18 protein-coding genes are annotated in these 21,049 nt (G+C 30.6%); 16 read left to right on the top strand and 2 right to left on the bottom strand.

What is annotated here, in order from left to right:
- The coding region (locus CD034_RS06575) for a DUF1542 domain-containing protein (protein ID WP_219727359.1) at positions 1–1,158 on the top strand (1,158 nt) is incomplete at its 5' end.
- Positions 1,159–1,254: 96 nt separating this feature from the next.
- On the opposite strand, the gene CD034_RS06570 is transcribed toward CD034_RS06575, so the two are convergent.
- On the bottom strand, positions 1,255–2,511 hold the full coding sequence (locus CD034_RS06570; RefSeq protein WP_002455186.1) for a BaiN/RdsA family NAD(P)/FAD-dependent oxidoreductase: 1,257 nt from the start codon (positions 2,509–2,511) through the stop codon (positions 1,255–1,257).
- A gap of 276 nt (positions 2,512–2,787) precedes the next feature.
- Here CD034_RS06570 and CD034_RS06565 point away from each other — a divergent pair, with 276 nt between their 5' ends.
- From CD034_RS06565 to trmB, 7 genes are all read left to right on the top strand, one after another.
- Positions 2,788–4,425, top strand: a complete 1,638-nt coding sequence (locus tag CD034_RS06565; protein ID WP_049431071.1) for a putative polysaccharide biosynthesis protein — start codon at positions 2,788–2,790, stop codon at positions 4,423–4,425.
- The gene (locus CD034_RS06560; protein WP_049335739.1) at positions 4,422–5,108 is read left to right on the top strand and encodes a pseudouridine synthase; all 687 of its coding nucleotides are present in this window, start codon (positions 4,422–4,424) and stop codon (positions 5,106–5,108) included. Before CD034_RS06565 ends, CD034_RS06560 begins: the two co-directional genes overlap by 4 nt.
- Positions 5,109–5,134: 26 nt before the next feature.
- Positions 5,135–5,566: a YtxH domain-containing protein gene (locus tag CD034_RS06555; protein ID WP_002449677.1), complete on the top strand. Its 432-nt coding sequence runs from the start codon at positions 5,135–5,137 to the stop codon at positions 5,564–5,566.
- A gap of 141 nt (positions 5,567–5,707) precedes the next feature.
- The gene (locus tag CD034_RS06550; protein WP_103288220.1) at positions 5,708–7,117 is read left to right on the top strand and encodes a Cys-Gly-3M3SH dipeptidase; all 1,410 of its coding nucleotides are present in this window, start codon (positions 5,708–5,710) and stop codon (positions 7,115–7,117) included.
- 3 nt (positions 7,118–7,120) lie between these two features.
- Positions 7,121–7,972, top strand: a complete 852-nt coding sequence (gene dat / locus CD034_RS06545; RefSeq protein WP_002449691.1) for a D-amino-acid transaminase — start codon at positions 7,121–7,123, stop codon at positions 7,970–7,972.
- A 337-nt stretch (positions 7,973–8,309) separates the two neighbouring features.
- Positions 8,310–9,101 (top strand): phosphotransferase family protein, encoded by a 792-nt coding sequence (locus tag CD034_RS06540; RefSeq protein ID WP_002449686.1) that lies wholly within the window; start codon positions 8,310–8,312, stop codon positions 9,099–9,101.
- 13 nt (positions 9,102–9,114) lie between these two features.
- The gene (trmB, locus tag CD034_RS06535; RefSeq protein ID WP_002449690.1) at positions 9,115–9,756 is read left to right on the top strand and encodes a tRNA (guanosine(46)-N7)-methyltransferase TrmB; all 642 of its coding nucleotides are present in this window, start codon (positions 9,115–9,117) and stop codon (positions 9,754–9,756) included.
- 368 nt (positions 9,757–10,124) lie between these two features.
- Here trmB and CD034_RS11215 read toward each other — a convergent pair whose 3' ends face one another.
- Complete coding sequence (locus CD034_RS11215) at positions 10,125–10,442, bottom strand: PepSY domain-containing protein (RefSeq protein WP_039984215.1); 318 nt, start codon at positions 10,440–10,442, stop codon at positions 10,125–10,127.
- 92 nt (positions 10,443–10,534) lie between these two features.
- Between CD034_RS11215 and CD034_RS06525 the strand changes: the two genes are divergently transcribed.
- The 8 genes from CD034_RS06525 to CD034_RS06490 all read left to right on the top strand — a co-directional run bounded on the left by CD034_RS06525 (position 10,535) and on the right by CD034_RS06490 (position 20,980).
- Positions 10,535–11,617, top strand: coding sequence for a M42 family metallopeptidase (locus CD034_RS06525; protein WP_103288219.1), 1,083 nt, complete (start codon positions 10,535–10,537; stop codon positions 11,615–11,617).
- A gap of 1 nt (position 11,618) precedes the next feature.
- Complete coding sequence (locus CD034_RS06520) at positions 11,619–11,930, top strand: thioredoxin family protein (RefSeq protein ID WP_002449688.1); 312 nt, start codon at positions 11,619–11,621, stop codon at positions 11,928–11,930.
- 117 nt (positions 11,931–12,047) lie between these two features.
- Positions 12,048–12,902, top strand: coding sequence for a DUF1444 domain-containing protein (locus CD034_RS06515; protein WP_103288218.1), 855 nt, complete (start codon positions 12,048–12,050; stop codon positions 12,900–12,902).
- Between the two features lie 28 nt (positions 12,903–12,930).
- Positions 12,931–13,527 (top strand): YtpR family tRNA-binding protein, encoded by a 597-nt coding sequence (ytpR, locus tag CD034_RS06510; RefSeq protein WP_002449679.1) that lies wholly within the window; start codon positions 12,931–12,933, stop codon positions 13,525–13,527.
- A 24-nt stretch (positions 13,528–13,551) separates the two neighbouring features.
- Positions 13,552–17,109, top strand: a complete 3,558-nt coding sequence (locus CD034_RS06505) for a DNA translocase FtsK (RefSeq protein WP_103288217.1) — start codon at positions 13,552–13,554, stop codon at positions 17,107–17,109.
- 21 nt (positions 17,110–17,130) lie between these two features.
- Positions 17,131–18,444 (top strand): UDP-N-acetylmuramate--L-alanine ligase, encoded by a 1,314-nt coding sequence (murC, locus tag CD034_RS06500; RefSeq protein ID WP_002455194.1) that lies wholly within the window; start codon positions 17,131–17,133, stop codon positions 18,442–18,444.
- Between the two features lie 77 nt (positions 18,445–18,521).
- Positions 18,522–19,019, top strand: coding sequence for a DUF948 domain-containing protein (locus CD034_RS06495; RefSeq protein WP_002449680.1), 498 nt, complete (start codon positions 18,522–18,524; stop codon positions 19,017–19,019).
- 71 nt (positions 19,020–19,090) lie between these two features.
- Positions 19,091–20,980, top strand: coding sequence for a coiled-coil domain-containing protein (locus CD034_RS06490; protein WP_103288216.1), 1,890 nt, complete (start codon positions 19,091–19,093; stop codon positions 20,978–20,980).
- The last annotated feature ends 69 nt before the right edge of the window (positions 20,981–21,049 follow it).

Below are 21,049 nucleotides of genomic sequence, written 5' to 3'. Positions count from 1 at the left end.
ATTATATCTAATATTCAACCAGAGACAATACAAAAATCTTTAGCTAGACAAGCGATAGATGATGAAGCAACAATTAAAAAAGCAGAAATTGAGAATAATCACAATGCAACAAAAGAAGAAAAGGATGTGGCTAGACAAAAAGTAGATGAAGAAGTTATAAAAGCAAAGAATAATATTGCTCAATCTACGACTAATTCTGATGTTGAAATAGCCAAAGAAAGTGGTAAACATGCTATTGATGAAATTCAACCAGAAATAGTTAAAAAATCTGTAGCTAAACAAACTATCGACGAATTAGCTAAACAAAAGAAAGCAGAAATTGATCAAACACCAAACGCAACAAAAGAAGAAAAGGATGCAGCAAAACAAAAAGTAGAAGAGGCAGTAATGAGAGCTAAAAAACTGCTCGAAGGTGCCAATACTAACTCAGATGTCGATCAGACTACAGAGCAAGGTAAACAATCAATTAATAGTATTCAAGTTGAAGTTATTAAAAAAGCAGATGCTTTATCTAAATTAGAAGTGGAATTACAAAAATTAAAAGATAAAGTATCATCTGATCAAACATTTACAATAGATGAAAAACTATTCATAAAACAAAAACTTGATGAATCATATAAAAAAGCAGAAGAAAAAGTAAACCAAGCTCAAACTAATAAACAAGTTGATAATATAAAAATACATTATCTTCAAGAATTTAATAAAATAGTTCTAATCGACAAAGTAAAATTGAAAGCTAAATCTCAAATCTTTGATGTAGCAAATAAACGTAAAGCGTATATTAAAGGATTAACAAATATATCAGAATATAATAGAAATAAAGCTTATAAACAAATTGATGTTTATGTTATGAAAGCTTTAAATAAATTAGCTGAAAATGTGACTACTAATGATATTAATGAATTAACGAGAGTGACTATTAATGAGATTGAACATGTGAATGTTAAGCAATTTGAAAATAACTTTGGATTGGTTAATGACAACAAAGTTACATTTAATAATTTTAATAATAAATTTAATGTGAATAATAATCATTCAAAATTAAATACTCTACCTTATACAGGTGAAAATGAAAACTCATTATTATCTTTAGCTGAGTTCACATTATTAAGTGGTCTGCTATTATTATTAAAACGAAGAAAAAAAGAAGATAAATAATAAAAAATAAATTCAGTTATCTTCGTATTCAAAATATGAAATAAAAAACACTCCAAAAGTTATAATTTTACTTAACTTTTGGAGTGTTTTTTATTTTTAAGTATATATAAATTGTCTAGCTTCGCTTCCAGCGACGTGGCCGGTAACTAAAGCACTTGTAATATTGTAGCCGCCTGTATACCCATGAATGTCTAATACTTCTCCACATAAAAATAAACCAGGTTGAATTTTTGACATCATTGTTTTAGGCCATATTTCTTTAAGAGAAACGCCACCACCCGTAACAAATGCTCTTTCAATTGAAAGGGTACCATTAACAGTGAAAATGAATTGTTTGAAATGTTCTGCGAGGTGAGTCAACTGTGGATTTGAAAGATGATGAAATGTTGTATTTTCATTAATATCAGCCTGTTCTAGCATAAACAATAAATATCTTTCTTCTATTAAACCACGCAGTGCATTTTTTATATATTTGTCTGGTTCTTCGCTTAAGATTTTCTTTATTTTATTTTCTAAATCTTGTAAAGAAATCTCTGGAAATACATCTAATTGTAATTGTATGTCTTGTTTTTTCTGATTTTTTTGTTCTTTATAAACGAATTGGCTACAACGTAATGCAGCTGGTCCACTTACACCAAAGTGTGTAAAAATCATATCCATTTGATGACTAATACGTTTTTTACCATTTTTCTTTAAAACTGATAATTCTACATTTTTTAAACTTAAGCCTTTAAGTGTTTTATTTTTAATAAAAGATTCACTAGATGTAATAGGAACTTCAGTAGGGAATAATTCAGTAATAGTGTGGCCTAGATTTTTAGCAAATCTGTAGCCATCACCTGTGGATCCAGTTTGGGGGACGCTTGTTCCACCAGTCGCAATAATAACTGTTTTTGATTCAAATTCGCCATCTTGTGTTTTTACTATAAAAGATTGATCATTTTTAGAAATGTCATTAACAACAGTTTCTTCTTTAATTTCAACGTTGTTATTCTTAATTGTATTAACTAAAGTATCAACAATATCTTGTGATTTGTTTGAAACTGGAAACATTCTTCCATGATCTTCTTCTTTTAATTTTATACCACGACTTTCAAAAAATTCTATTATGGATTCGTTATCAAATTTTGAAAATGGACTATATAAAAATTTACCATTTCCTGGTATATTTTTGATGATTTCTTCGTAAGGTAGACGATTAGTCACATTACATCTACCACCACCAGAAATTTTTAATTTTCTTCCAAGACCTTTTTTCTTTTCGATTAATAGAACCTTACTACTATTTTCACTCGCAGCAACTGCTGCCATTAATCCACTTGGTCCACCGCCAATGATTATTGTTTGATACATATATTAACCTCCGTTATCATACATCTATATTCTACATAAATACTTATTATTTTGCGAACTGAAGTAGAAGTTTGCCTTAAAAAGTGTATTAAATACATAAATAAAAGAACTTACAATATTTTTAGTTAATAATAGTGAGAATAATTGACAAAAAAACTTAAAAAGAAACGAGAAACAATAAGTATTTTGTGATATATTTTATAGTAATGCAAGTCCTTAGTTTAGACAGATGTATAACGACATAGTTTGATTAAATTAAAGATAGGAAGATTGAATATGAGTGAAAATAAGGAAATGGTGCGCGGAACCTTTTTGATAACATTTAGTATTTTAATTACTAAAATTCTAGGTGTTTTATTTGTAATTCCTTTTTATGCGATTATGGGTGCAAATGCGGAGGAAAAGTTAGCGCCATTTAACTATGCTTATGTTCCTTATAATATTGCTATTGCTGTCGCGACAGCTGGAGTGCCTTTAGCAGCTTCAAAATTTGTAGCAAAGTATAATGCAATAGGAGCATATAGAGTTGGACAGAAACTCTATAAATCGAGTTTTATCGTAATGTCGATATCAGGTATTATAGGATTTTTAATATTGTTTTATTTAGCACCTGATATTGCAGTTATTACTTTAGGTCAAAAAGAAGGAAAAGGTGGATGGACAGTACCAGAGATTACTTGGATTATTCGTATCATCAGTATAGTAGTGGTTTTTATCCCACTATTAGCAACATGGAGAGGGGTATTCCAAGGTTATCAATCGATGGGGCCAACTGCTGTATCTGAAGTTACTGAACAGTTAGCCAGAATTATATTTATATTAATAGGTAGTTATTTAGTTTTAAATGTTTTTCATGGTACATATTTACAAGCCAATGGTGTAGCTACATTCGCAGCCGCTGTGGGAGCAATTGCAGGTTTATTTACTCTTTGGTATTACTGGAAAAAACGTAAACCTCACATTCAAAAAATGGTAGAGTCTGATCGTACAGGATTAGACATTTCTTATGGAAGAATGTATAAAGAAATTATTGCATACAGTATTCCGTTTGTAATTGTTAGTTTAAACTTCCCATTATTTAACCTTGTTGATCAATTTACACATAACAATGCACTAGATGCAGCAGGATTCCATGCAAATAAAGATTATTTCTTTACGATATTAAACTTTACAACCAATAAAATTGTAATGATTCCAACATCACTTGCAGCAGGTTTTGCGGTAAGTTTAATACCATATATTACTAAAACATATGCAGAAGGTCGTTTAACTGAAATGCATCGTCAAATTAAAACATCAATCGGTGTATTAATGTATATTACAGTTCCAGCAAGTTTAGGGATAATGGCACTGGCTGCACCTTTATATACAGTTTTCTATCAATATAATCCAGATGGAAACAAAATGTTATTTATCTATGCCCCTGTAGCAATATTAATTTCTTTACTTAGTGTTACTGCTTCGATGTTACAAGGTATAGACAAACAAAAATTGACAGTGTTTGTAATTTTAGGAGCCGTTGTATTAAAGTTAGCACTTAATATTCCATTAATTATGACTTTCCATACTGCAGGAGCAATTTTAAGTACTGCTATTGCATTGAGTTTTGCGATTACAGCAAATTTCTTTATTTTAAAAATATATGCGAAATATGAATTTACAGAAACATTTGTGCAAGTAGCGAAAATTTTTATTTATAGTTTAATCATGATGATTAGTGTGGAAATTGTTTACTTAATTTTAGGTCATTTTGTCCCTGTAGAACGTAAATTTGGAGCAATGATTATATTACTCGTTGGGGTTATTGTAGGTGCTTTAGTGTATGGTAGTATCACAATTAAAAATCGATTAGCTGATCAATTTCTTGGTGAATTACCAGAAAAAATTAGACGTAAAGTTGGATTTTTAAAATGAGATTAGATAAATTTTTATCGAATATGGGAGTTGGCACGCGTACTGAGGTAAAGCAGCTTTTAAAGAAAAATAGTGTCAAAGTTAATGATAAAGTGGAAAAATCACCTAAATACCAAGTGAATCCTGAGCAAGATGAAATTACTGTAGATGGCAAAATAATAGAGTATATTAATCATGTTTATATTATGTTAAATAAGCCTAAAGGATATGTTTCTGCTACTTATGATGATATAAATCAAACAGTGATAGATCTTATTGCTGATTACCGCCATCTTGATATATTTCCAGTAGGCAGACTAGATAAAGATACTGAAGGTTTATTACTTATTACTAATGATGGACAATTTAACCATAATTTAATGAGTCCATCTAAACATGTGTCTAAAACTTATAAAGTAACCTCTAAATACCCTATTAAAAACGAAGATATTATTGCTTTTAAAAATGGAATTGAATTATCAGATGGCAAAGTAAAACCAGCACAACTTGAAAAACTAGATCATAATTTATCTTTAGTTACTATTTATGAAGGAAAGTATCATCAAGTGAAAAGAATGTTTCATTCAATTGATAATGAGGTATTAGAATTAAAACGTCTTAAAATTTCTAATTTGACGTTAGATGAAAACTTAAAATCTGGAGAGTATCGTTTACTAACTTCAGAAGAATTAAAACTTTTATAGTAATAAAAGAGAAAAGGGGTAATATGATGGCTAAACGTGCAGGTTTATTAAGAATTGTGGCAGGAATTGGTGCAGCAGCAGCTGCAGTAGCATTATCACGTGAAAGTAGCAGAAATAAATTAAAAGCTGAGTATAATAAATATAAAGAAAATCCAGAAGGCTATAAACAAAATGCGAAAGGACTAGTTAATGATATTAGTTCAAAAGCAAATGAAACAATTCAAAATGTAAAGAATGACCCACAAGGTTATGCAAATCGTTTAAAAAATGATCCTAAATCTTTATTACAAGATGAAAAATCTAAATTCACTAATGTGAATACTAAAAAAAATGACACACATGAATTAGCAGAAGGTAAATTCGATGATGAAGGTGGCGCAACTGTTAATAATAATTTAAGAGTAGTCACTGAAGAAGATTTAAAAAACAATCATAATGCCTTAGATGATAGACATTAAATTTAAATTTTAAAGAAGTGAGAAAATTTTTTCTCACTTCTTTTTTTATATACTATGAAATTTTCTGACATCTTGTTGTCATTTAATACTAGATTTATGTAAAATAATAGGTATATCTATTGAAAAGGAAGTTGATCTCTAATGTGGAAAGAAAAAGTACAAGAATATGAAAGTCAAATTATTGAAGATTTAAATGGATTACTTTCAATCAAGAGTGTGAGAGATGATAATCAAGCTTCAGAGGAAGCACCAGTTGGTCCTGGACCTCGTGAAGCGCTTGATTATATGTATAAAATTGCTCAAAGAGATGGTTTTTCTACCCATGATGTTGATCATATTGCTGGAAGAATTGAATCAGGTCAAGGTGAAGATGTATTGGGAATTTTATGTCATGTAGATGTTGTTCCTGCTGGAGACGGTTGGGACTCTGATCCATTTAAACCTGTTGTAACAGATGATGCTATTGTGGCAAGAGGTACACTTGATGATAAAGGTCCAACTATCGCAGCTTACTATGCAGTTAAAATTTTAAATGAAATGAATGTAGATTGGAAAAAACGTATTCATATTATTATTGGTACAGATGAAGAATCTGACTGGAAATGTACAGAAAGATATTTCGAAACAGAAGAAATGCCTGCTTTAGGTTTTGCACCAGATGCTGAATTCCCTGCTATTCATGGAGAAAAAGGAATTACAACATTTGATTTAGTCCAAAATGTAAGCTCACCTCATACTGATCATTCAGAAGCAACACTTCTTTCATTTGAATCTGGTCAACGCTATAATATGGTTCCTGATCATGCTAAAGCACACATTTTGGTTGAAAAAAATATGACAGACGTAGTTCAACATTTCGAATATTATCTAGACCAACAACAATTAGAAGGTGAAGCGGTTGTAGATAATGGTGAATTGGTATTAACTGTTGAAGGGAAAGCCGTCCATGGTATGGATCCTTCACTTGGTATGAATGCTGGTTTATATCTTATTGACTTCCTATCAACTTTGAATCTTAATCAAACTGCAAAAGAATTCGCTGAATTTAGTAATCGTTATTTACATGAATCTCATTTTGGCGAAAAAATGGGTATGAAGTTCCATACTGATGTCATGGGAGACGTGACAACAAACGTAGGTATCATTACGTATGATAAAGAAAAAGGTGGCAAATTTGGTATCAATTTACGTTATCCTAAAGGCTTCGAATTTGAAACTGCTTTAGAACGTTTTAAAAATGAAATCAAATCTCAAGGGTTTGAAATAGAATTAGGTAAAGTTCAACAACCTCATTTTGTAGATAAAAATGATCCATTTGTACAAAAACTTGTCACTGCTTATAGAAATCAAACGGGTGATATGACAGAACCTTATACAATTGGTGGAGGCACTTATGCACGTAATTTAGACAAAGGTGTCGCATTTGGAGCTATGTTTGAAGATTCAGAGGATTTAATGCATCAAAAGAATGAATATATTACTAAAAAACAATTATTCAACGCAACAAGTATCTATTTAGAAGCAATTTATTCACTATGTGTGGAGGGATAAATAATGACAAAAGTATTTATTAACGGAGAATTTTTAAATCAAGAAGACGCAAAAGTTTCTTATGAAGACCGGGGTTATGTATTTGGAGATGGTATATATGAATATATTCGTGCATACAACGGTAAATTATTTACAGTAACTGAACACTTTGAAAGGTTCCTTAGAAGTGCGAGTGAAATTCAAATCGATTTAGGTTATACTGTCGAGGAGCTAACAGATATTGTAAGACAACTTTTAAAAATCAATGACATTCAAAATGGTGGAATTTATATTCAAGCGACAAGAGGTGTAGCACCAAGAAACCATTCTTTCCCAACTCCAGAAGTTAAACCTGTTATTATGGCATTTGCTAAAAGTTATGATCGTCCATATGACGACTTTGAAAATGGCATTAATACTGTAACTGTTGAAGATATTAGATGGTTACGTTGTGATATTAAAAGTTTAAACTTATTAGGAAATGTTCTTGCTAAAGAATATGCAGTTAAATATAACGCAACAGAAGCCATTCAACATAGAGAAGAAACTGTTACTGAAGGTGCGTCAAGTAATGTGTATGCGATTAAAGATGGCGAAATCTATACACACCCCGTTAATAATTACATTTTAAATGGTATTACTCGAAAAGTAATTAAATGGGTTGCTGAAGATTACAACATACCATTTAATGAAGAAACATTTACAGTTGATTTCTTAAAAAATGCAGATGAAGTCATTGTGTCTAGTACTTCTGCTGAAGTAACACCTGTCGTAAAGATTGATGGCGAAATTGTAAATGATGGTAAAGTAGGTCCAATTACTAAAAAATTACAAGAAGGATTCGAAAAATATATTGAATCAAAAAGTATCAATTAACTTTAAATTTCTTCAACGATGATGTATATGATATGTTATAATATTTATAAAGCATTCGGGATTTTAGCTTTTTCATACTAGTAAAATGTATCATTTTGTTTCTCATTTTCAGTTGAAAAATCAAGCTAAAAATTATAAAATCATCATTGAGTGATTAAAGAGATAAGGTAAAAAATTCAAATAATTTGGGGACATTTAAATAATAATTTTACCATTATAACAAAAACAAAGTTAGAAATATAATCGTTAGATAAAAAGCGATGATTAAATTAGATATATGGCTCTTGAAAAACTATATTTCTCGAGCCATTTTCTAGTTGAAAGTGAGGTGAACGAGTTGGAGCAGTTTTATCAATTAGGGTGGACGCTTGATTCTGCAGGTGGAGCATCTGGAGAGGCGTATATGGCTGAACAAGATGGACAAAAATTATTTCTTAAGCGTAACTCAAATCCATTTATTGCAGCATTATCTGCAGAAGGTATTGTGCCTAAGTTAGTTTGGACAAAACGTATTGAAACAGGCGAAGTTGTAACAGCACAACATTGGAAAAATGGTAGAGAACTTACATCATCAGAAATGTCTCAAAGAAGAGTTGCTGAACTTCTCAAAAAAATACATGGTTCAAAACCACTACTTAATATGTTAAAACGTATGGAAATGGAACCTATTACCCCAAATATTATGTTAAAGAAAATTAATGCTTCTTTATCTAGAGACGTATTAACCCATCATATTATTCGAAAAGCATTAACTTACTTGGAAGACCATATTCCTAATTTAGATTCACGTTTCTTTACAGTAGTTCATGGTGATGTTAATCATAATAACTGGTTACTTTCTGATCGTGATGAGCTATTTTTAGTAGATTGGGAAGGTGCCATGATTGCTGATCCAGCCATCGATATTGGTATGCTGCTATACAACTACGTTCCAAAACAACAATGGTCTAACTGGTTTAATACTTATGGTGTTAAAGAAAGTATGGACTTAAATAAACGTATGAAATGGTATACTGTGATTCAATCAATCGGCATGATTCAATGGTATGAAGAACAAAAAAGATTTAAAGATATGAACACATGGCTCAAATTTTTAAATGAGGTAATGAATAGTAATTTATTTATTTAAGGAGATTTAATACATGAGAGTCCGTTATAAACCATGGGCAGAAGATTATTTGAAAGAACATCCTGACCTAGTAGACATGGATGGTTCACATGCTGGCAAAATGAGTGATTGGTTTGATAAGAAACAGCCAATCTATATTGAAATCGGTTCAGGAATGGGACAATTTATAACTACACTTGCAGAGCAACATCCTGAAATTAATTTTGTTTCTTTAGAACGTGAAAAAAGCGTTATGTATAAAGTGCTTGATAAAGTAAAAGATAAAGGACTTACAAATTTAAAAATGATTTGCAATGATGCAATTGAACTAAATGAGTACTTTAAAGAGAATGAAGTATCTAGAATTTATTTAAATTTCTCGGATCCTTGGCCTAAAAAAAGACATGCAAAACGTCGTTTAACGTATCGAACTTTTTTAGCTTTATATGAACAAATTCTTAAAGAAGATGGAGAAATACATTTTAAAACAGATAATAGAGGTTTATTTGCTTATAGTCTTGAAAGCATGTCACAATATGGAATGTATTTTACAAAGTTAAATTTAAATCTTCATGATGAAGATGATGAAGATAATATATTAACTGAATATGAGAAAAAATTTTCTGATAAAGGTTCCCGTATTTATAGAATGGAAGCCAAATTTCATAAAAATTAATAAATAATATATTAAATCCAACACACGAGCGTAAGAAGAAAATACATTCTTACGCTCGTGTGTTGTTTTATCATTTATTGCTCTTTATGATACATATAAGTACATATGTGCTAAATACATTGTTATTTAAATTTATGGATAAGTACATATGATAAACATCCAATGCAATATGTAAGAAAAAAAGAAAAATTTAGTCCATATTTCATCCAAAATGATTATTGATTTTTGTATTATCATAGTAATCGTTACTTTACTGTTAAGTTCGAAAATGATAAAAAATTAATAAAAACATCAAACAAATGTAATTTAAAATATAAATATGAAGTGAAAAAAGTATTAAAATATTTTTTAAATATCAAAAAATAATATTAATTTTCTTCAATAGTAAGTATTTCACCTGTGTGTGCATCAGCATAGAAGGTATACTCTATATCACGGTTGTTTTTATTTTGAGTAATACCACCTTGATAAACAAAACGATTTAAATATTGCTCTTTATTTTGCAAAGGTTCATGAAGAATGTAAGAACCTTTAATATCCATAAAATATGATTTTACTTCCTCTAATATTCTATCCGGATTTTTTACTTTTTTGTTTTTCAATGTATGATAGAGTATAAAAGCCGTAGATGCTCCTATAGTTATTACGATGGGAATGGAGATATATTTTATAGTTTGACGAGTCATAATTATCGAATCTAACCTTTCTATTAATAGTTCTTATTATTAGTTTACCATAATCAAAATGATATAATAAATTTAAGGAGTGTGTTTATGTAATGGAAAATGATAAAACTTTACTTCGTATAAAAACATTAACAGAATTACATGGAGCGCCAGGCTTTGAAGAAGAAGTACGTGACTACATGAAAAAAGAAATGACCCCATTTGTAGATGAAGTGATAACCACTCATATGGGAAGTGTTTTTGGTATAAAAAAATCAAAAAAACAAAATGCAAAGCGTGTGATGGTAGCGGCTCATATGGATGAAATTGGCTTTATGATTACGAACATCACTCAAAATGGCATGTTACAGTTTACTAACTTAGGCGGTGTATCTAATGATATATGGCAAGGACAACGACTGCAGGTTAAAAATAGAAATGGTGAAAAAATTGTAGGCGTCGTTTCGAATATACCAAAACATTTTAGAACAGGTAATGAAGCGGTTCCTGAGATTAAAGATTTAATGTTAGATATAGGAGCAGAAAGTGATAAAGAAGTTCGATCACGTGGAATAGAAATAGGGGACACAATTGTTCCTTTTACACCATTCACTCAATTATCTGAACATCGATATAGTGCTAAGGCATGGGATAATCGTTACGGTTGTGTCTTAGCAATTGAAATATTAGAATTACTCAAAGATGTAGAATTAGATGTAGATTTATATGTGGGTGCAAACGTCCAAGAAGAAGTTGGATTAAGAGGTGCGAAAGCATCAACTGAATTAATACAACCAGATATAGCATTCGTTGTAGATTGTTCTCCTGCAAATGATATTAAAGGTAAGCAGCAATTATCTGGTCAATTAGGTGAAGGAACATTAATTCGAATTAAAGATGGTACGATGATTCTCTCTCCACGTTTCAGAGACTATCTACTGGAGTTAGTTGATACATTTGATATTCGTTCACAATATTATATTTCACCAGGTGGTACAGATGGGGGAGAAATCCATAAAGCAAATAAAGGTGTACCTACAGCAGTTATAGGTGTATGTGCACGATATATTCATAGTACAGATGCGGTATTTGATATTAGAGATTATTATGCTGCGCGTGAATTATTAAAACAAGCTGTGAGTCACTTAACAAATGAAAACATTTTTACATTACAATTTCAAAGTGAGGAGAAATAATATGATTACATTAGAAACTGAAAAACAATTTGAAGAATTAAAAAATGAACAAACGGTATTTGAATTTACAGCTGGATGGTGTCCAGATTGTAAAGTGATTGAACCAGATTTACCGAAATTAGAAAAAAAATACTCTAATTTTAAATTTGTATCAGTAGATCGAGATAAATTTATAGATTTAGCAATTGAAAATGATATCATGGGTATTCCAAGCTTTCTCGTATATAAAAATGGTGAATTAATGGGAAGTTATATTGGAAAAGAACGAAAATCAATCGAACAAATAGATTCATTTTTAAGTCAATATGTGTAAATGAGTAATTAGGACTTAAATTTTCTTATCTATATGAAAGAATAGCCTAATTTTTCTGTAATTGAAGCTCTTTTTATTGTAAAATATTGTAAGGTGCGAAAATAGGAGTGTTTTAATATGAACGTCTTTCAAATGAGAGATACATTAAAACAACGTTTAAAGCATTTAGACGTTGATTTTAAGTTTGATCGTGAAGAAGAAACATTACGTATATATAGACGAGATAATTTTAAAGGCGTAACTATCAAGCTTAATGCAATTGTAGCAAAGTATGAAGAACAAAAAGAGAAAATCATTGATGAAATTATCTATTATGTTGAAGAGGCCATTGCGCAAATGGATGATAATGGTCTATCTAAAGTGAAAGATATTCAAGTTATGCCTGTAATAAGATCAACTAGTTTTGATAAAAAAACTAAAGAAGGTCATCAATTTGTTATTGAAGAACATACTGCAGAAACTAATATTTATTATGCACTTGATTTAGGAAAATCGTACCGATTAATTGATGAAAGTATGTTAAAAACACTAGGTTTAACTTCACAACAAATTAAAGAAATGTCGTTGTTTAATATACGTAAACTTGAGAATAAATATAAAACAGATGAAGTAAAAGGAAATATTTTTTATTTTATCAATTCAAATGACGGATATGATGCGAGTCGTATTTTAAATACAAAATTTTTAAATGAAATTGAAGCTCAATGTGAAGGTGAAATGTTAGTCGCTGTTCCTCATCAAGATGTATTAATTATTGCTGATATACGCAATAAAACAGGCTATGACGTTATGGCACACTTGACGATGGAATTTTTTACTAAGGGACTTGTACCTATAACGTCACTTTCATTTGGTTATAAAAAAGAACATTTAGAGCCGATTTTTATTTTAGGAAAAAATAATAAGCAAAAAAGAGATCCAAACGTTATTCAACGTTTAGAAGCTAATCGTAAAAAATTTAATAAAAAATAACTAATAATACGTCAAAAGGAGAATTTAAATGAATTTATTTTATAATAAAGAAGGCGTAGGGGACGTTGCATTTTTACAAATTGAACCAACAGATGGGCCTTTTGAATATGAAATAAAAAATAATGTGGTTGCTATTAAACATGAAAATCAAATTGTTGGATTTAATATTTTCGATTTTTCAAAAGTATATTCAGTTAATAGTAATGGTCATATTAAATTAAATGAAACGCTTGTAGAAGCTATACAGCAATCAATTACAAATGCAGGTTTTGATTATCAACTTGAAGCGGATTTATCACCTAAATTTGTTGTAGGCTATGTAGAAACTAAAGAAAAGCATCCTAATGCAGATAAATTAAGTATTTTGAAAGTTGATGTTAGTAGTGAAAAACTACAAATCGTGTGCGGTGCGCCAAATGTAGAAGCAGGTCAAAAAGTTGTCGTAGCTAAAGTTGGTGCAGTTATGCCAAGTGGCATGGTAATTAAAGATGCTGAATTACGTGGTGTGGCATCAAGTGGTATGATTTGTTCAATGAGAGAATTGAACTTGCCTAATGCACCTCAAGAAAAAGGAATCATGGTATTGTCTGATGATTATAAAGTAGGCAATGCATTTTTTGATTAAAAAAACTAGGAAGGATGTGGATGTATGAGTTGGTTTGATGAATTATTTGGCAATGATAAACATTCTGATGAAGAATTACTAAGACGAAAAAATAAACGTCGACATAACTCAGAAACACAAAAGAATGGTGAGCATACCTTACTTCCTGAAAATGATGATATCTATGATCGTCCGCGTGGAAAATTTCGTTTTCCTATTGATTTAGGGCAAGATGCTGAAACATATGATGAAGCGGTTTACAGAGAAGTTGATGAAGATGAATATATGTCGCAGAAATCATCTAAAAGTGATAAAGAATTTGGTTATGACGCTTATAGTTATGATGAAATAGATAATAATGACTATCCTCAAACTTATGATAGTGCAACAGATACTCGAAGACGCAGAAGAAGACAGTATACAAATCATGATGATACTGGAGTGCCTTCAATTAAAGAAAGACCTTCTAATAAACGTAATAAGTCGTTGAATAGTGCACAATTAAATGAAAACAATAATAGAAAAACGACTTCTCAATATCATAAGTATACAAATAATCATTCTCATGTGAAATTACAATCGGAGCGTTTTAAATCAAACTATAAAACGACATCGAATTCTACATATCACCATTCAAGCTTTAGAACTTCAGAAGTACCATCTGCAGTATTTGGTACAAAAAAACGCCGACCAATTGAAAATGGTGTTATCCCTCCATTAAAAGAGAATGAAAATGATGATAATCATAATGACGATAAAAATAATTCAACACAAGATCAAACAGCACAACGAGTATCTGATAATGATGTAAAAACAAATATAAGCAAGTCTAAAAATGAACCGTTGAATCAAACTAAGTATGAAGATACTGATGTTTCAATTATTAATGATCAAAATTCTAATATTTATGAAACTACATCTTCAAAAAGTAAAGTTCCTAATTTTTCTCAAAAAGATAATACGGTGAATATTGAGAATATTTATGCGTCACAAATAGTAGAAGAAATTAGACGTGAAAGAGAAAAAAAAGCACAACAAAAACGTAAATTTAAAGAAGCTTTACAGAATAAGCGTCAACAATCATCGGATAGTGATAACGAAATCCAAAAAGTCATTGATGAAATGTATGCAAATCAAGCTAAGCAGTACACTGGAGAGAGTTCTCTAGATCATGAAGAAAATAATGATGAAGAGAGAACGACACATACAGAAGATAGTACTGATAAAATGGAAGACACAAATGAGAATACTACGGATAATCATGTGATTGATGAAAGGACTCAAACTGATTCAAATACGTCTAATTATGATGACGATGACGAGCAGTATCAATATGAAGAAATTGATTTGAAATCTGTCCCAAATATTCAAACTGTTAATGATAAAGATGTAGAAATACGAGAAGTTAATGATACGACATCTACAGACGAACATAATGATGATCAATTGTCAGAAGATAATCTTAACGTAGCACCTATACATTCAACTAAAGATAAACATCATCATTTTAATAAAAATGAAGATGCTCATTTAAGTAAAGTTAATAAATTGCAAGAAGATAATTATACTTCAAAAGAAAAAGTAGAGGAAGCAAAGTATCATGAGATGAACGTTTCTTCGAATGAAGATATAACTAAACAATCAAATCATAACGATGATGACATTGACCATTCAATTGATAATGCAATTGAAACAGATACTGAGTATGCTTCTGAACAAGTTGAACATAACAATGATTCAGTTCATGACTCATCATCTAACACTGAAGGGGAAAAATTAGAAGATGATGACAAACAAATCGTTGAAAATGAGGATGTTTCATCATCTATTAAATCTTCAATCATTCCGGGTAGTAAACCTTTTAACGTTGTGATGACGCCATCTGACAAGAAGCGTTTGATGGATGCTAAAAAATTCAAAAAATCTAATAAAGTTACCGTTCCAGAATTAAAACCAGAAACAAAATTGGAACGTAAATCAGTTAGTATACCAAGTTCAAGTCCATCAGTAAAAGCGACTAATAATCATGAAGAGCATATTAAAAAGAATATTAATGAACAATCACTTCAAGATAATCAAGAAGATGAAACGAGTGAACTTTCAAATGTACAAAATGAAAATACACAAGCCATATCTATGACATTAAATACTCAGAATGAAGAGCAAGATGAAAACGAACAACACGAAAGTAAAGCTACGATTAGAAAAGGCCCTAATATTAAATTACCAAGTCTTGAATTATTAGAAGATCCGGAAATTCATCAAATTGATAACTCATGGATTGAAGAGAAAAAACAAGAATTAAATGATGCGTTTTATTACTTTAATGTTCCTGCAGAAGTTCAAAATGTGACTGTAGGTCCAAGTGTAACACGATTTGAGTTAGCTGTTGAAAAAGGTGTGAAAGTTTCGAGAATTACTGCTTTGCAAGATGATTTAAAGATGGCATTGGCCGCTAAAGATATAAGAATTGAAGCACCTATTCCAGGTACAAGCTTAGTAGGTATTGAAGTACCAAACCAAAATTCTTCAAAAGTAAGTTTAAAATCAATCTTAGAATCACCTAAGTTTAAAAATACGGAATCTAAATTAACAGTGGCTATGGGGAATCGGATTAATAACGAGCCATTATTAATGGATATTGCTAAAACGCCTCATGCTTTAATAGCTGGAGCGACAGGTTCAGGTAAATCTGTATGTATTAACAGTATATTAATGTCATTATTATATAAAAATCATCCAGAAGAATTGAGATTATTATTGATTGATCCAAAAATGGTTGAATTAGCGCCATATAATGACTTACCACATCTTGTTTCACCAGTTATTACAGATGTTAAAGCAGCTACTCAAAGTTTAAAGTGGGCTGTTGAAGAGATGGAAAGACGTTATAAACTGTTTGCAAAATATCACGTACGTAATATTACTGCTTTTAATAAAAAAGCGTCTTACGAACAACGTATGCCTAAAATAGTCATTGTTATTGATGAATTAGCAGATTTAATGATGATGGCTCCACAAGAGGTAGAACAATCTATTGCTAGAATTGCTCAAAAAGCGAGAGCATGTGGAATTCATATGTTAGTAGCAACACAAAGACCTTCAGTTAATGTTATTACTGGACTTATTAAAGCTAATATACCAACCCGTATTGCATTTATGGTGTCTTCAAGCGTGGATTCTAGAACTATTATTGATAGTGGAGGCGCTGAAAGACTATTAGGGTATGGTGATATGCTATATTTAGGTAGTGGTATGAATAAACCTATACGTGTACAAGGTACATTTGTCTCTGATGAAGAAATTGATGATGTCGTTGATTTCATCAAAGCGCAAAGAGAACCAGAATATTTATTTGAAGAAAAAGAATTATTGAAAAAGACTCAAACTCAAGCACGGGATGAATTATTTGATGATGTTTGTAGTTTTATGGTCAAAGAAGGACATATATCTACTTCATTAATCCAACGACATTTCCAAATTGGTTATAATCGTGCAGCAAGAATCGTCGATCAATTAGAACAACTAGATTATATATCTGGAGCAAACGGCTCTAAACCAAGAGATGTATTTATTACTGAGGCAGATTTAAAGAAAGATTAATTTTAAAGGAGTTTTATGGATATGACGCATTATCATTTTGTCGGAATTAAGGGTGCAGGAATGAGTTCATTAGCACAAATTATGCACGATTTAGGACATGAAGTTCAAGGTTCAGATATTGAAAAATATGTATTTACAGAAGGAGCACTTAAAAATAAAGGGATTAAAATTTTACCATTTAGTGTAGATAATATACATGAAGGAATGGTAGTTATTCAAGGTAATGCATTTCCTGATACACATGAAGAAATTGTTAGAGCACATGAATTAAAGTTGGATGTGATTAGATATCATGATTTTCTTGGTCAAGTCATTAATCAATATACATCGGTAGCAGTTACAGGTGCTCATGGTAAAACGTCTACAACTGGTTTATTATCTCACGTTATGAATGGAGACAAGAAAACATCATTCTTAATTGGTGATGGTACAGGAATGGGTTTACCAGGTAGTGATTATTTTGCATTTGAAGCGTGTGAATATAGACGTCACTTTTTAAGCTATCACCCAGATTATGCAATTATGACAAATATTGATTATGACCATCCTGATTATTTTAAAAATATCGACGATGTTGCTAGTGCTTTCCAAGAAATGGCAAATAATGTAAAAAAAGCTATTATTGCTTGGGGAGATGATGAACATTTAAGAAATTTAAAAGCAGATGTACCTATTTATTATTATGGTCTTAGTAAAAACGATGATGTATATGCAGATAATATACAAATAACTGAAAATGGTACTCAGTTTGATGTGTATATTAATGGAGAATACTATGATCAATTTTTAACACCACAATATGGTAATCATAATGTTCAAAATGCCTTAGCAGTCATTACAATTAGTTATCTTGAAAAAATGGATGTTAATAATATTAAAGAAGCTTTAGAAACATTTGGTGGTGTAAAACGTCGCTTTAATGAAACTTTTGTTTCAAAACAAGTATTAGTAGACGATTATGCTCACCATCCAAGAGAAATTAGTGCTACAATTGAAACAGCACGAAAAAAATATCCAAATAAAGATGTCGTTGCAGTATTCCAACCTCATACGTTTTCAAGAACTCAAGCTTTCTTAGATGAATTTGCTGATGCATTAAGTAAAGCAGACCACGTATTTTTATGTGAAATTTTTGGTTCAATACGTGAAAATACTGGAGAATTAACTATCCAAGATTTAATAAATCGTATTGACGGATCTGCGTTAATCGATGAAAATAGTATTGATGTATTAGAAAAATTTGATAATGCTGTTATTCTATTTATGGGCGCCGGAGATATTCAAAAAATTCAACGTGCTTATGAAGAAAAAATTGGTATGTCAAAAGAATTCTAATATGTTTATATATAATTATTATGGGTATTTATAATTAATGACTTTTATTTTAAAAGAATATTTAGGAGGCGTTTTTTATGCATTGGATTTTACCAATTGCTGGAATTATTGCTGCAATCGCATTTTTAATTTTATGTATTGGAATTGTCGTAGTTTTAATTTCAGTTAAGAAAAATTTAGATCATGTGGCTAAAACACTTGATGGTGTTGAAGGTCAAGTTCAAGGTATTACTCGTGAAACTACTGATTTACTTCATAAAGCTAATCGCTTAACTGAAGACATTCAAGGTAAAGTTGAACGTTTAAACTCTGTTGTTGATGGTGTTAAAGGTATTGGCGACTCAGTTCAAACTTTAAATAGCTCAGTTGATCGTGTAACTAACTCAATCACACATAATATTTCTCAAAATGAAGATAAAATTTCTCAAGTAGTTCAATGGTCAAATGTTGCAATGGAAATTGCTGACAAATGGCAAAATAGACACTATCGTAGAGGAAGTGCAAACTACAGAGCTAACTCTGTAGCTAATGATGCAAATCAAAATTACACTACAAACGTTGAGAAAAACTTTTAATATGATTCAATCAAATGCACTTAAATGAGGTTTTTACTTGTTTAAGTGCATTTCTTATAGGAGGAATAAATATGAGTAAGAAATATAATCGTGACTCATTTGAGACGAACAACACTAGCAATGATTTACATGGTAGAGGTGCGAATCAACAAGAAGACGTAGCGCAAAGTAGTGCGACAAAACACTATGATAGAGATACATTTGAAACGAACAACACTGGTAATGATTTACATGGTAGAGGTGCGAATCAACAAGAGGACGTAGCGCAAAGTAATGCAACAAAACACTACGATAGAGATGCATTTGAAACGAACAACACTGGTAATGATTTACATGGTAGAGGTGCGAATCAACAAGAGGACGTAGCGCAAAGTAATGCGACAAAACATTACGATAGAGATGCATTTGAAACAAATAACTCAGGTAATGACTTACATGGTCGTGGCGTAAATCAACCTAATGGTGATGTGTACACAAATGCGACAAAACATTACGATAGAGATGCATTTGAGACAAATAACTCAGGTAATGACTTACATGGTCGTGGCGTAAATCAACCTAATGGTGATGTGCATACAAATGCGACAAAACATTACGATAGAGATGCATTTGAGACAAATAACTCAGGTAATGACTTACACGGTCATGGTGTAAATCAACTAGATCAAAACAACTTTGTTAATACACCACATTATAATCGTGATGACTATGAGAGTTATAATCATCCAAAATTCTCAAATCAAGCTGCTAGTGATACTAATCAAGAGATTGATTATAAAACTTATTATAACGATCCGAGATTTAAGTCTCGTAAACATTTTATTGTTAGCTTTATTACTGGTGCAATCATTGGCTCAACTATTGGACTTTTAACTAAAAATAAAGCAAACCAAAAAATTGAGGATTTAAAAGCAAAAGAACAAGAAGTTAAAGATAATTATTATAGTATTAAACAACAAACAGAAGAAACAATTGATAATGTAAGACATAAAATTGAAGACTTAAAAAATAGAAAAAATACAAGTATTTCTTCCGATGAGCTTGCAGCACAACGTCGAGCAATTCAATCAGAAACATCAAATCATTTAGCAGATGAATCACCATTAGCAAAAGAAATACAAGAAGCTAAAGCTGAAACTACAGTAAAAGAAAATAATTATTTTAATAATGAACATAATAGTGCAGAAGAAATTGTAGCACAACAAAATGCTATTAAAGATGAGTTGTCAACTAACTTAGCAGACGAATCGCCACAAGCGCAAGAAATACAAAAAGCCAAAAAAGAAGCAATTGCTAAAGATGAAAAACAAGAAGAAACAGATGCACTTACAGCACAACGTCGAGCAATTCAATCAGAAACATCAAGTAATTTAGCAGACGAATCACCACAAGCGCAAGAAATACAAGAAGCCAAAAAAGAAGCAATCGCTAAAGATGAAAAACAAGAAGAAACAGATGCACTTGCAGCACAACGTCGTGCAGTTCAAAATGAATCAGAAATAAATCAATTATCTAATCCAGCAAGAAGTCATCAAACTCAAAACAGCGAAAATGAATCACAAGCTTCTAAAATTGCATCGGCAGCTAGAACTAAGCAAGCTAAGTTAAAAGATAATAAAGATGTAGCAAGTAATACTCAAAAATTATTTGAGGAGGCACCAATAACATCTTCTAAATATGATAAAGTGCCTAATTTGATAACTAAAAATCATAAGTCATTTAATAAAGATGAAGAAATAACAAAAAATAAACAAACTCACCATGATGCTAAATTTGAAAAAGGAGTTATTACTCACCAACATCAACCATCTCAATCAAATTCAAATCAAAAAAATAAAAAACATAATCAAAAACGTAAAAATCAGAATCAAAAAAATCAAAATAAAAACAAAACGCCAAAGCAACAACAAAGAGCTGAAAAAGCAAATAGTAAAATAGAAAAACGTACATTTAATGATTAATATTTTTAAAAGAGCAGTGTAATATTTTACATTGCTCTTTTAATTCTTTATATAGTATTATTAATTATA

Source organism: Staphylococcus hominis subsp. hominis, from assembly GCF_002901845.1.
GTDB classification, from domain to species: Bacteria; Bacillota; Bacilli; order Staphylococcales; family Staphylococcaceae; genus Staphylococcus; species Staphylococcus hominis.
Note: the sequence above shows the minus strand (reverse complement) of the source record. Positions and strands in the feature narration are given on the sequence as shown.

Excerpts from the sequence above, each read along its gene's own strand:
- CD034_RS06565 (WP_049431071.1), top strand. The coding sequence starts at position 2,788 with ATGAGTGAAAATAAGGAAATGGTGCGCGGAACCTTTTTGATAACATTT.
- CD034_RS06505 (WP_103288217.1), top strand. The coding sequence starts at position 13,552 with ATGAGTTGGTTTGATGAATTATTTGGCAATGATAAACATTCTGATGAA.
- CD034_RS06555 (WP_002449677.1), top strand. The coding sequence starts at position 5,135 with ATGGCTAAACGTGCAGGTTTATTAAGAATTGTGGCAGGAATTGGTGCA.
- dat (WP_002449691.1), top strand. The coding sequence starts at position 7,121 with ATGACAAAAGTATTTATTAACGGAGAATTTTTAAATCAAGAAGACGCA.
- CD034_RS06570 (WP_002455186.1), bottom strand. The coding sequence starts at position 2,511 with ATGTATCAAACAATAATCATTGGCGGTGGACCAAGTGGATTAATGGCA.
- CD034_RS11215 (WP_039984215.1), bottom strand. The coding sequence starts at position 10,442 with ATGACTCGTCAAACTATAAAATATATCTCCATTCCCATCGTAATAACT.
- CD034_RS06525 (WP_103288219.1), top strand. The coding sequence starts at position 10,535 with ATGGAAAATGATAAAACTTTACTTCGTATAAAAACATTAACAGAATTA.
- CD034_RS06515 (WP_103288218.1), top strand. The coding sequence starts at position 12,048 with ATGAACGTCTTTCAAATGAGAGATACATTAAAACAACGTTTAAAGCAT.
- CD034_RS06560 (WP_049335739.1), top strand. The coding sequence starts at position 4,422 with ATGAGATTAGATAAATTTTTATCGAATATGGGAGTTGGCACGCGTACT.
- ytpR (WP_002449679.1), top strand. The coding sequence starts at position 12,931 with ATGAATTTATTTTATAATAAAGAAGGCGTAGGGGACGTTGCATTTTTA.
- CD034_RS06550 (WP_103288220.1), top strand. The coding sequence starts at position 5,708 with ATGTGGAAAGAAAAAGTACAAGAATATGAAAGTCAAATTATTGAAGAT.
- CD034_RS06520 (WP_002449688.1), top strand. The coding sequence starts at position 11,619 with ATGATTACATTAGAAACTGAAAAACAATTTGAAGAATTAAAAAATGAA.
- CD034_RS06490 (WP_103288216.1), top strand. The coding sequence starts at position 19,091 with ATGAGTAAGAAATATAATCGTGACTCATTTGAGACGAACAACACTAGC.
- trmB (WP_002449690.1), top strand. The coding sequence starts at position 9,115 with ATGAGAGTCCGTTATAAACCATGGGCAGAAGATTATTTGAAAGAACAT.
- murC (WP_002455194.1), top strand. The coding sequence starts at position 17,131 with ATGACGCATTATCATTTTGTCGGAATTAAGGGTGCAGGAATGAGTTCA.
- CD034_RS06495 (WP_002449680.1), top strand. The coding sequence starts at position 18,522 with ATGCATTGGATTTTACCAATTGCTGGAATTATTGCTGCAATCGCATTT.